We start from the raw sequence: 11,763 nt of genomic DNA, 5'->3' as shown, positions 1-11,763 counted from the left end.
ACTCTTTGTTGGTATTAACTGATGTGTTGGTATTAACCAATATATTAATATCAATCAATGTATACATGGCTTTGCTGACGGAGAGGATCATGAAAGCATCTCGTCACCAGAAAATCCTGCAACATATCAAACAGCATGAAACGCTGACAACCGCAGATCTGGCTCAGTTACTTGAGGTCAGCCAAGAGACCATTCGCCGTGACTTGAACGAGTTACAGGCGCAAGGGCTGATCATCCGCCAGCACGGGCGCGCCAAAAGCATTAAGCGTGCCACCAAAGACAGCGGCGATCCTTTCACCACCCGGCTAAAAAGTCACCTATCCAGCAAAGCCAGCATTGCCGACCATGCCCTGTCACTGATTGACAGTGGCATGGTGATCGCATTGGATGCCAGTTCCACCTGCTGGTATTTAGCCAAAAAGCTGCCCGATATCGATATAACGGTGTTTACCAATAGTGTGCGGATTTGCCAGGAATTGGTGAAACACCAAAATATTGAGTTGATCAGTGCCGGTGGCCGCTTACAGCGTAAATATGCCTGCTACGTTAACCCCGCACTCTTTTCACTGCTAAAAACCATCGAAATTGATCTGTTTATTTTCTCGTGCGAAGGCATTGATGCCGACGGTACCTTATGGGATTCAAACCCGTTTAATGCCGAATTCAAGACCATGCTGTTAAAACGGGCCACGCAATCCATCTTACTGATCGACAAAAGTAAAATGTGCCGAACGGGAGAGGTAAAAATCGGGACGCTGGATGATGTAGAACAGGTCATCTCCAATGTCGATGCAGAGTAACTGATGGCGCAGACTTGCTCTACGCCGCTAAGCTGCCCTTCACCTTACTGACCGTAATAGGCTTTTGCACCATGCTTGCGCAGATAGTGTTTATCCAACAATGTTTGCTGCATATTAGCCACCGCAGGCCGAAGTTGATGAGTAAACAGGTTCATATAAGCAATTTCTTCCAGCACTACCGCGTTATGCACCGCACTGGCCGCATCGCTACCCCAGGCAAACGGGCCATGGCCATTGACCAGAACCGCCGGAATTTCCCCCGCACTTAACGCCTGATGGGCAAAGGTTTCGACAATGACATTGCCGGTTTCATACTCATAGTCGCCAGCAATTTCGGCATCAGTCATAAGGCGGGTGCATGGGATGGGGCCATAGAAATAATCAGCATGGGTGGTGCCTAATGCTGAGAGCGACTTACCCGCCTGCGCCCAAATGGTGGCGTGGCGAGAATGGGTGTGGACAATACCACCTATTTCGGGAAAGGCCCGGTATAGCACCAGATGGGTATCGGTATCGGAAGACGGTTTTTTATTTCCCTCCACCACCTTACCGGTTGCCAAATCCACCACCACCATGTCATTCACACTCATGGCCTCGTATTCAACACCAGAGGGCTTAATCACCACTAACCCGCGCTCACGATCAATACCGCTGACATTACCCCAGGTAAAAGTCACGAGCTTATATTTTGGTAATGCTAAATTAGCGTCAAAAACCTGTTGTTTTAACTGTTCTAACATGATGCCACCTCATGAAATAATATTCAGTACGGCAATTAACAATCACCAATAACGCACATGATGTCGTTAGATTATTTAATGGCTGTAATTAAACAAGCAACTCGCTATAAATAGCCATCATTGGCAATGAGCCTAATAAATAAAAAAACTGTTAATTAAAAACAACTAACTTAAATCCGTCATTCAAAAGCTATTATTCAGCCCAGGCTTTATCTATCCCCAAACATAATATCCGGCTGCAAACTAACCTAACTCTATTTATGGCTAAATTAAAGAGGATAAAAGGCGAGTCAATCATCAAACAAAAGAAATCGGTTGTATTCGGTCACAAACGGGCATACTTACCATGCCCGAATGTGTGTTTTTATTACCAAGATTGACCATTCGTAAGGCAAAGAGGCCCTTAATATGAGGTATGAATCACATTATTTATGATAATCAAATGGATCAGTAATTAATATATGTGACCTTCACCACACAATCTCAGCGAAAAATACTCCTTAAAGCAATACTTGAATTCAGTCACTGTATAAACAGCAGATAAATACCAATATACCATCATCGTATTTGAAGCCGCAGAAGTGCTACCTGCAATGCCAACCACTTCAGGTATAGCAGCATGGGTGCTACGGGTGCTTTTTAGCATTAAGCGCTAAGACAATTTTTGAGGTAAATATGTTACAAGCCGAACGCTATAAAATCATCTGTAGCCATGTGCAGCAGCAAGGCTCGGCGCTGGTAACTGAGTTATCGGTATTATGCCAGGTTTCGCGAGAAACTATTCGCCGTGACCTGGCGGTGCTGGAAAAAAAGCAAAAACTGATCCGTAGCTTTGGTGGCGCGGTGGCACTGGATGGCCCTGATCTCTCCGTCATTGATATTAAAGAGACCCACTACAGCCTTAATGCTATTGATCGGGCCGAATCCTTCCGTAAACGTACGGAGGAACATCCTGATACTAAAATGAAAATTGCTAAAGCAGCATTACAATTTATCCATCCGCGCGACTGTATTTTACTGGATAACAGTAGCTCTTGCTGGTTTCTGGCACGCCAAATCCCAGACATTGAGATTACCGTCGTCACCAACTCAGTGAAGATTATCCAGGCACTGGCCTGCCGTGACAAAGTGCGCATCATTGGTATTGGCGGTGAGTATTCTGCTCGCCATGATGACTTCCATGGCCCGGTGGCGGAGAATGCTATCCGCAATTTCCAGATCAATACTTTTTTCTTCTCTTGCCAGGGTATTAATCAGGAAAGTGGGGTGCGTGATGGCAACGATATTAACGCCAAGTTAAAACAAGTTATGTTACAAGTTTCGGGCCAAAAAATATTATTGGCCGACTCCAGTAAATTTGACCAGTATGCATTTTGTAAAATATGCATGTTAGATGAAGTCGATATTCTTATTACTAATAGATTAAGTTCGCAAAACTATCGCAGTGACAATCCAAAATTAAATATTATTGAATCAGATAAATAACAAAATTATTCATCAGAATAATAGCGTCAACACCAGTGAAACAGTCACACAATAAGAATAAGCCAAGCTGCTTTGCTTTCTCTCTTTATATATACAAAGCAGGACGTCTTGATGCTTTCTAAAATTGTTCTTTCAGAGGATTTAATAATGAAAAAGTTAATCTTACCCTGCTTAATAACCACATTAATAGCTTCCCATGCCGCTTGGGCGGATGACAGTAAAGTGCCACAAAAAGCCAATAAACCATTCACTATCGGTGTAGTGGTTACCCAATGCTGAAAAACACCGGATATTGAGAGCGCGTTTTGACAAATTTAAGTGCATTGCCGAGGCGTTAAGCAGAGTCATGTAGCGGCATCACAGGCAGAATTTAGTAAAAAACACAATAACATCATCCTGCCAGAACCACCGATAAGTGCGGAAAATGAGATCCACCCGTTATAAAGAGGGTGGAGCCGTCGCCTCGCACTGACAATCTATAGTAAAATTCTTGTTAAAGTCATACTAAAAAATATCGGCTTGGTTCTTCTATCGATTACTAACGATTGTTTCTGTTATCGAACGCTTTCGCTAACTGATGTTGAATGTGAGAAAAATATGTCAAACAAACCGTTCCACTATCAGGATCCCTTCCCGTTAAAGGAAGATGATACTGAGTATTACCTTGTCAGTAATAATCACGTCTCGGTTACCCAGTTTGAAGGCCACGACATGCTAAAAGTCGAGCCAGAAGCCCTGACCCTCCTCGCCCAACACGCTTTCCACGACGCCTCATTCCTGCTACGCCCCGCTCACCAAAAGCAAGTTGCCGCTATTTTGGATGACCCAGAAGCGAGCGAAAATGACCAATATGTTGCTCTGCAATTCCTGCGTAATTCGGAAATTTCCGCCAAAGGGATTTTACCGACCTGTCAGGATACCGGCACCGCAATTATCGTCGGCAAAAAAGGCCAACGTGTTTGGACCGGTGGCAATGACGCAGAAGCCCTGTCACGCGGCGTGTATAACACCTTTATTGAAGATAACCTGCGCTACTCGCAAAACGCGGCGCTGGATATGTACCAAGAAGTGAACACCGGCACCAACCTGCCAGCACAAATTGACCTGTACAGCACTGAAGGCGAGGACTACAAATTCCTGTTCGTCACCAAAGGTGGCGGTTCAGCCAACAAGACCTATCTGTATCAGGAAACCAAGGCGCTGCTGTCTCCGGGCAAGCTGAAAGAGTATCTGGTCGAGAAAATGCGCACCTTGGGTACCGCGGCCTGCCCGCCATACCATATCGCCTTTGTGATTGGTGGGACGTCGGCTGAAAGTACCCTCAAGACCGTCAAGTTAGCCTCAACCAAATATTATGATGGTCTGCCGACTGAAGGGAATGAGCACGGGCAAGCTTTCCGTGATACCGCGCTGGAACAAGAGCTACTGGAAGCGGCACAGGACTTAGGTTTAGGCGCGCAGTTCGGCGGCAAATACTTTGCTCATGATGTGCGGGTGGTGCGTTTGCCGCGTCATGGTGCATCCTGCCCTGTCGGGATGGGGGTCTCCTGCTCTGCCGACCGTAATATTAAAGGCAAGATTAACCGCAAAGGGATTTGGCTGGAAAGGCTAGAGCAAAACCCAGGGAAATATATTCCTGAGCATTTGCGCCAGAGCACCGAAGGCAAAGTGGTTAAAATCGACCTTAACCGCCCAATGGCCGATATCTTAAAAGAGCTGTCTCAGTATCCGGTATCAACCCGCCTGTCACTGAGTGGGACGATTATTGTTGGCCGTGATATTGCCCATGCCAAATTAAAAGAACGGCTGGATAACGGTGAAGGTTTGCCGCAATACATTAAAGATCATCCGATCTACTACGCCGGGCCGGCCAAAACACCGGAAGGTTATGCATCAGGTTCCCTCGGGCCAACCACCGCGGGCCGCATGGATTCCTACGTGGACCTCCTGCAATCCCACGGCGGCAGCATGATCATGCTGGCAAAAGGCAACCGTAGCCAGCAAGTGACCGATGCCTGTCACAAACATGGCGGCTTCTATTTGGGCAGCATTGGCGGCCCAGCCGCAGTATTGGCACAAAACAGCATTAAGAGTCTGGAGTGTGTGGAATATCCTGAACTGGGTATGGAAGCCATCTGGAAAATTGAAGTGGAAGACTTCCCAGCCTTTATCTTGGTAGATGATAAAGGTAATGATTTCTTCCAACAGATCCAGGCATCAAGATGTAACCGCTGCGGTTAACATTAAAATCCAACCTCGGTGGTTTCTCCGGGGTTGGATTTATTACAAATAAAAAATTTACAGATAAAAAGCAGATAAAATTTCGAATAGTTTTTAAGCACCCCACTGGTGCAATTTATTAACCTCCGCCATTCTCTTCGCTATGCTCTGCATGGATAATCTCGCCATTTTGCTTTTCATCATCCACAGTTAGCGCCGACCACCAGCCCCAAACGAATGAACCATTTACGTGCAACGTAAAGCCCTGATTTAGTGCAACGAATTTCAATTTTACTATTTGATTTTTATTGAAAATTCTTCGTTGACAATAACTCTGATTACTTTTTATAGTGACCCTGACTTCTCCGCAAGAACGCCAACGTTGTCGGCTTGTGGTTATGGCAATAGAGCCCTCGCAATGTCATCTGACTTTGCCGGGCTTTTTTTTTGGCTTTTTTTCAGACCCACTTTTTTAACCAATATCAGGGGTACTTATGTCCAGAATAAAACGGTCAAGAATAAAATGTCATTACGCTGCGCTCTCAATCGCGCTGGCAACTGCATTTGCCGTGACCTACTCAGGTATGACGATCGCGGCAGAAAAACCGGTGAAAATTGGTTTATTGGAAGATGCTTCCGGTAACTTTGCTTTGCCGGTTATTCCCAAAATTCATGCCACAGAACTGGCAGTAGAAGAAATCAATGCCAAAGGCGGCATACTCGGACGCCCAATCGAGTTGGTCAAATACGATACGCAATCCGATAACACCCGCTTTCAACAAATGGCTCGCCGCTTAATTAAAAATGACAAAGTAGATGTGATATTCGGGGCGTTTTCCAGTGCCTCACGCGAAGCTATCCGCCCGATAATGGATCGTGAAAAGCAGCTCTATTGGTATAACAATCAGTATGAAGGCGGCGTGTGTGACTCCAATGTTTTCGTCACCGGCGCCGTGCCTGAACAGCAGTTCTCAACCCTGATCCCGTGGATGATGGAGAAGTACGGCAAAAAAGTTTACACCATTGCTGCCGACTATAACTTCGGGCAAATCTCGGCTGAATGGGTGCGCAAAATTGTGGAAGAGAATGGCGGCACCATGGTGGGTGAGGAGTTTATCCCGCTGAGTGTTTCGCAATTTGGTCAAACCATTCAGAACATCCAGAAAGCCAAACCTGATTTCGTGATGACTTTGCTGGTCGGGGCGAACCAATCTTCTTATTACGAGCAACAAGCCGCAGCAAAATTGAACTTGCCGATGGGGAGTTCAGTTAACGTCGGCCAGGCTTATGAACACAAACGCTTTAAAGCCCCGGCACTGAAAGATATGTATATCACGGCTAACTACATTGAAGAGGTGGATAGCCCCGCCAGTAATGATTTCAAACAGCGTTTCCACGCCAAATTCCCGAATGAACCGTACATCAATCAGGAAGCGGCCAATGCCTACGACGCAGTTTATCTGTACAAAGCGGCGGTAGAAAAAGCGGGCAGCACCGATATGGACGCAGTGCGTAAATCACTGGAAAGTGGTGATATCTGTACCGATGGCCCTTCAGGAAAAGTCTGTATCGATCCGAAAAGCCATCATTTGAGCCACACCATCTATCTGGCTCATGTCAAAGATGACCACTCAATCGAGATCCCGAAAGTGTGGGCCGATATCAAACCGTATTGGTTGGGTGAAGCCGGTTGTAACTTGCCGGTGAAACCGGATAACAGCCAATACACGCCATCATCTCCGCCGAAAAAGGCCTAAACCACGCTAATGACAAAGCTATTGATAGCTTGGTGAGAGAAGGGGTGACCACACCTCGGGGCGCTCCGGTGGCTTACGCACTTGTATTTGAAACTAAGAGCGACCCCAACGGCACGTTTCCCCTTCATTTGACTTTGTCAGCAGTTTGAACGGGCTATTTTATAGGGAAGTCACCGCTTGAGCGGGCTTCCCTGTGTTATCCATTTTCAATAGTGTCAATCAGGACACCAGGGATTGCCAAACGATGTTAACGCTATCCTTTCTCTATTCGGTGATTTATCAGTTTGGCGATAACTTCGCCTATCTGGTGCTGGCAGCACTGGGGCTGGCGGTTATTTTTGGCATGATGGGCGTGATAAATCTGGCACATGGCGAATTCATTATGTGTGGTGCTTATGTCACCATCCTGATGAACAAAGCAGGCTTGCCACTGCCTTTTGCCATGCTCGCCGGTACCTTAGCGGCGGCGTTCTTCGGCGGGGTGGTCGAGCGCCTTGTGGTGCGCCATCTCTATGGCCGTTTGTATGATTCGGTGGTGGCGACGTGGGCTATCAGCCTGATTGTGCAGCAAAGTATGTTGCTGATCGCCGGTCCATCACTGGAGGGATTGTCTACGCCTTTCGGCTCTTTCACCCTTGGCGAATACTCGTTTGCCACTTACCGCGCATTACTGCCCTTTTTCGCCATTGCCATATTAATGGTGCTCTATTGGTTGTTCTTCCACACCAATTACGGCGTCTGTGCCAGAGCTACCATTCAAAACGCCCGCATGGCCTCCTGCCTGGGGTTAGAAACTGATCGTATTTATACCCTGACATTCGCGCTGGGCGCAGGGCTGGCGGGGCTCGCAGGTGCCATTTATGCCCCGACGCTAACCGCCGTACCCACCATGGGCAGCAGCTTTATTGTTCAAGCCTTTGTTTCGGTAGTGGTCGGTGGCGCCAATGTACTTGTTGGCACCATTCCTGCAGCAATTGCCTTAGGTGCGATACAAACCGGGCTGAACTCCTGGTATGGGCAACTGGCGGGGCAAATTGGCTTACTGGTCACCGCTGTCTTGGTTATCCGCTTACTGCCTAACGGTATTGGCAGCCTGTTTACCCGTAACCGCTAGGAGCCTAATGTGACAATGACCTCTGTTAATTTATCGACGGTGAAGCAACGCACGCCATCCACCACTCGGCTGGCGGCACTGTTAATTCTGGCCGGCGCACTCGCGCTGCCGTTAGTGGTCGATAGCGCCATGATAGGCGACTTCTCCTACTTCCTACTCTGGACCTTCTGTGCCATCGGATTGGCCGCAATGTGGGGGCATGGCGGCATTTTATCTTTCGGGCAGACCGCCTTCTTTGGCCTTGCCGGTTACACCTATGGCGTGATGACGCTGAATTTTGGCGATGGGGTACTCTCCACCTGGTCGGGTCTGGTCATGGCACTGCTAGTGGCTGCCACCGTGGCGGCGGCACTGGGTTATCTGATGTTTTACGGCGGGGTGACCGGTATTTTTATCGGCATTGTGACGCTCTCTTTCACGCTGGTATTGGAAACCTTTATGTCCCAGACCGCTGGCCCGCAATGGGCTATCGGCAGCGCGCGACTGAATGGGTTTAATGGTATGTCAGGTATGCCGCCACTCTCCCTACCGTGGTTTGGCGGCGAATTACTGACACTGGAAGGCAATGCGTTCTACTACCTGATTATCGTGCTGCTCGCGGGGGTTTATTGGGCTGTTCGGCGCTTATTGCGCTCCGATTTTGGCCTGACACTGGCCTCTATCCGTGAGAACCCACGTCGGGCAGAAATGCTCGGTATTGATATCCGCCGCTATCAATTACTGGTGTTCGTGCTGGGTGGCGTGCTCTCCGGGTTATCCGGCGCACTTTATACCCTGTGGGGTTCTTACATTACCCCCTCTTCCATGGGGCTAACCGCCGCCGCGATGCCGGTTATCTGGGTAGCGACCGCTGGGCGTAAAAACATTTTCGGCACAGTGGTCATCACTGCCCTGCTGGTGTGGTTATCCCAATGGTTGGCTATCTATGGCAGCGAATACGCCATGATTTTGCTGGGTGCCATTTTGCTGTTTGTAGTGCTGGCCGCCCCTAATGGCCTATTACCTTGGCTGGCAGAGAAAATCACCCGCTTATCTGCCGCACGTCATAAGAAAGGGGAATCGCTATGAATCAGGTATCACAGGATTTGATCCTCGAAACCCGTGGGCTGAGTAAGCGCTTCGGTGGCATTCAGGTTATCAATAAGGTCGATTTGCAAATACGTCGCGGTGAAGTGCGCTGTGTCATTGGCCCGAATGGCGCCGGTAAAAGTACCTTTTTCAAATTACTGACGGGTGAACATACGCCAAGTGATGGGGATATCCGTTTCTTCAATCGTCGGCTGAATACTTTAGCACCGTTTCAGCGCATCAGGATGGGCATGAGCATTAAGTTTCAGATCCCCGGTATTTTCCCTGAATTGACCGTTGAGCAACATTTGCAATTATCACTCAGCCACTTACGCCCAGAGGTTCGCTCACAAGCGGTCAGTGTCGATGAGCTACTCGAGCGCTTTAAGCTCAGCGCTGAATACCATCAGTTGGCCGGTAACTTGTCTCACGGCAAAAAACAGTGGCTGGAAATTGCGATGGCCGTGTCGCTGCAACCGACGTTGCTAATGCTTGATGAGCCGGTGGCGGGCTTATCTATTGATGAAACCTATCTCACTGGCGAGCTGATTAAGCAGATGCAGAGTGATGGTCTGACGCTGATGGTAGTGGAACACGACATGACATTCGTGCGCCAGATTGCCTCACAAGTCACGGTCCTCCATGGCGGGCAGGTTTTTGCTGACGGCAATGCCGCCGACGTGTTGGCCCGTGAGGATGTGGCGGATATCTATTTGGGGAAAGCGGTATGAATAACGTGGTGTTGCAAATAGAGGGGCTGACCGGCGGTTATGGCGGTGGGCAAGTGCTTAATGGCGTAACACTGCAACTGCACGCCGCAGAAGTCTTAGGTTTGATTGGCCGCAATGGGGTGGGGAAAACCACACTGATGCGCACTTTAATTGGCGCGGTACCGACGAAACAAGGCAGCATTTTGTTGGGCGAGACTGACATCACCCTAGCCTCACCGCAGCGCCGTGCCCGCTTGGGGATGGGTTACGTCCCGCAAGGACGTGAAGTGTTTGCTGGTCTGACGGTGGCGGAGAACCTGCAAGTCGGCATGCAGTTTGTACGAGAACACCGTGAGTTTGCTAAAGACTTGCTGGAGCGGGTGCTGGATTACTTCCCCATCTTGCGCCAAAGGCTCAAACAAAAAGCCGGCACCATGAGTGGCGGCGAGCAACAACAATTGGCTATCGCCAGAGCCTTGGTCGGCTCACCCAAAGTATTACTGTTGGATGAACCCTCGGAAGGTGTTCAGCCCTCTATCGTCAATATCATTGCCGATACCCTGGTGCGCATTGCCCGCGAACTGCATGTGGCGGTGATTCTGGTTGAACAGGATATCGCGATGATCCAGCGGGCCGCACAACGGTGCGCGGTGATGGACAAAGGCCAAATAGTAGAAAACCTGACCCAACAACAACTTTCTGATGATCTTTTAATGCGCCGTCATCTGGCTTTGTAACCGGATGCCCTTATTACGTGGAGAATTGCTAATGAAATGGCTGGAAGAATCAATCATGGTCAAACGCGGTGTCGGTGCTGGACGTAAACCGGTGACCCATCATCTGACCGAAGAGATGCAAAAAGAATTTCACTATACCATCGGCCCCTACTCAACACCGGTGCTGACCATTGAGCCTGGTGATCGGGTGATTGTCGATACCCGCGATGCCTTTGAAGGTGCCATTAGCTCAGAGCAAGATATTCCGAGTCAACTGCTCAAAATGCCCTTTCTCAACCCGCAAAATGGCCCGATCATGGTCAATGGTGCCGAGAAAGGGGATGTGATTGCAGTTTATATCGAATCCATGTTGCCGCGTGGCGTTAACCCGCACGGCATCTGTGCCATGATCCCCCATTTTGGCGGGCTGACCGGAACAGATCTAACCGCCATGCTCAATGACCCACTGCCAGAAAAAGTGCGCATGATTAAGCTCGACAGCGAAAAAGTCTACTGGAGCGAGCGCCATACCCTGCCCTATAAACCTCACATTGGCACCCTAAGTGTGTCGCCAGAAATTGACTCAATCAATTCACTCACGCCGGATAATCACGGCGGGAATATGGATGTCCCGGATATCGGGCCGGGGAGCATTACTTATCTGCCGGTGCGCGCCCCCGGAGGACGCCTGTTTATTGGTGATGCTCATGCCTGTCAGGGGGATGGGGAGATTTGCGGCACCGCGGTGGAGTTCGCCTCAATCACCACTATTAAAGTGGATTTGATTAAGAACTGGCAACTCTCCTGGCCACGAATGGAGAACGCCGAAACCATCATGAGTATCGGCAGTGCGCGCCCGTTAGAGGATGCCACCCGCATTGCTTATCGCGACCTGATTTACTGGCTGGTGGCCGATTTTGGCTTCGAGCAGTGGGATGCCTACATGTTACTGAGCCAATGCGGCAAAGTGCGGCTGGGCAACATGGTCGACCCGAAATACACCGTCGGCGCGATGCTTAACAAAGAACTTTTAGCGCAGTAAAAACAGCTAGCACAGTAAAAATTCTAGACCCTAAATAATTCGAGTTGCAGGAAGGCGGCAAGTGAGTGGCAAATCAGCCAGGAACCGATTTGAACGCTGTTTGCAGCGGCC

Annotated in this window: 10 protein-coding genes and 1 pseudogene; 10 read left to right on the top strand and 1 reads right to left on the bottom strand. The window is 48.9% G+C overall.

The genetic code is table 11. The features are described 5' to 3' along the window. The first annotated feature begins 65 nt into the window (after nt 1-65). Nucleotides 66-800, top strand: a complete 735-nt coding sequence (gene fucR, locus Q2T71_RS03145) for an L-fucose operon activator (RefSeq protein WP_372558101.1) — start codon at nt 66-68, stop codon at nt 798-800. A gap of 44 nt (nt 801-844) precedes the next feature. Here fucR and Q2T71_RS03140 read toward each other — a convergent pair whose 3' ends face one another. Beyond that, complete coding sequence (locus tag Q2T71_RS03140) at nt 845-1,540, bottom strand: L-ribulose-5-phosphate 4-epimerase (RefSeq protein WP_372558100.1); 696 nt, start codon at nt 1,538-1,540, stop codon at nt 845-847. 675 nt (nt 1,541-2,215) lie between these two features. Between Q2T71_RS03140 and Q2T71_RS03135 the strand changes: the two genes are divergently transcribed. The 9 genes and pseudogenes from Q2T71_RS03135 (at nt 2,216) to Q2T71_RS03095 (ending at nt 11,652) form a co-directional block, all read left to right on the top strand. Then, a complete protein-coding gene (locus Q2T71_RS03135; protein ID WP_372558099.1) occupies nt 2,216-3,025 on the top strand; it encodes a DeoR/GlpR family DNA-binding transcription regulator in 810 nt (269 codons plus the stop codon). A gap of 147 nt (nt 3,026-3,172) precedes the next feature. Then, a pseudogene (locus tag Q2T71_RS03130) lies at nt 3,173-3,292 on the top strand (autoinducer 2 ABC transporter substrate-binding protein); the annotation flags it as partial. 330 nt (nt 3,293-3,622) lie between these two features. Then, on the top strand, nt 3,623-5,266 hold the full coding sequence (gene fumA / locus Q2T71_RS03125) for a class I fumarate hydratase FumA (protein WP_372558098.1): 1,644 nt from the start codon (nt 3,623-3,625) through the stop codon (nt 5,264-5,266). A 569-nt stretch (nt 5,267-5,835) separates the two neighbouring features. Next, nucleotides 5,836-7,002 carry an urea ABC transporter substrate-binding protein gene (locus Q2T71_RS03120; RefSeq protein ID WP_019080392.1) on the top strand — a complete coding sequence of 389 codons (1,167 nt, stop codon included), beginning with the start codon at nt 5,836-5,838 and terminating at the stop codon, nt 7,000-7,002. Nucleotides 7,003-7,246: 244 nt separating this feature from the next. Next, entirely contained in the window at nt 7,247-8,116 is an 870-nt protein-coding gene (locus Q2T71_RS03115) for a branched-chain amino acid ABC transporter permease (protein WP_005181910.1), read from the top strand. Nucleotides 8,117-8,125: 9 nt separating this feature from the next. After that, nucleotides 8,126-9,184 (top strand): ABC transporter permease, encoded by a 1,059-nt coding sequence (locus Q2T71_RS03110; RefSeq protein WP_372558097.1) that lies wholly within the window; start codon nt 8,126-8,128, stop codon nt 9,182-9,184. Further along, nucleotides 9,181-9,915 carry an ATP-binding cassette domain-containing protein gene (locus tag Q2T71_RS03105; protein WP_372558096.1) on the top strand — a complete coding sequence of 245 codons (735 nt, stop codon included), beginning with the start codon at nt 9,181-9,183 and terminating at the stop codon, nt 9,913-9,915. The genes Q2T71_RS03110 and Q2T71_RS03105 overlap by 4 nt, the downstream gene beginning before the upstream one ends. Further along, the gene (locus tag Q2T71_RS03100; RefSeq protein WP_372558095.1) at nt 9,912-10,631 is read left to right on the top strand and encodes an ABC transporter ATP-binding protein; all 720 of its coding nucleotides are present in this window, start codon (nt 9,912-9,914) and stop codon (nt 10,629-10,631) included. The genes Q2T71_RS03105 and Q2T71_RS03100 overlap by 4 nt, the downstream gene beginning before the upstream one ends. Before the next feature lie 31 nt (nt 10,632-10,662). Then, complete coding sequence (locus tag Q2T71_RS03095) at nt 10,663-11,652, top strand: acetamidase/formamidase family protein (protein WP_004389165.1); 990 nt, start codon at nt 10,663-10,665, stop codon at nt 11,650-11,652. The last annotated feature ends 111 nt before the right edge of the window (nt 11,653-11,763 follow it).

The sequence above is a fragment of the Yersinia sp. 1652 StPb PI genome, assembly GCF_041538345.1.
GTDB lineage: Bacteria > Pseudomonadota > Gammaproteobacteria > Enterobacterales > Enterobacteriaceae > Yersinia > Yersinia enterocolitica_E.
This window is presented reverse-complemented; position numbering and strand designations above follow the sequence as displayed.

Bases quoted from the DNA above. Each gene is read 5' to 3' on its own strand.
- fucR (WP_372558101.1), top strand. From the start codon at position 66: ATGGCTTTGCTGACGGAGAGGATCATGAAAGCATCTCGTCACCAGAAA.
- Q2T71_RS03140 (WP_372558100.1), bottom strand. From the start codon at position 1,540: ATGTTAGAACAGTTAAAACAACAGGTTTTTGACGCTAATTTAGCATTA.
- Q2T71_RS03135 (WP_372558099.1), top strand. From the start codon at position 2,216: ATGTTACAAGCCGAACGCTATAAAATCATCTGTAGCCATGTGCAGCAG.
- fumA (WP_372558098.1), top strand. From the start codon at position 3,623: ATGTCAAACAAACCGTTCCACTATCAGGATCCCTTCCCGTTAAAGGAA.
- Q2T71_RS03115 (WP_005181910.1), top strand. From the start codon at position 7,247: ATGTTAACGCTATCCTTTCTCTATTCGGTGATTTATCAGTTTGGCGAT.
- Q2T71_RS03105 (WP_372558096.1), top strand. From the start codon at position 9,181: ATGAATCAGGTATCACAGGATTTGATCCTCGAAACCCGTGGGCTGAGT.
- Q2T71_RS03100 (WP_372558095.1), top strand. From the start codon at position 9,912: ATGAATAACGTGGTGTTGCAAATAGAGGGGCTGACCGGCGGTTATGGC.
- Q2T71_RS03095 (WP_004389165.1), top strand. From the start codon at position 10,663: ATGAAATGGCTGGAAGAATCAATCATGGTCAAACGCGGTGTCGGTGCT.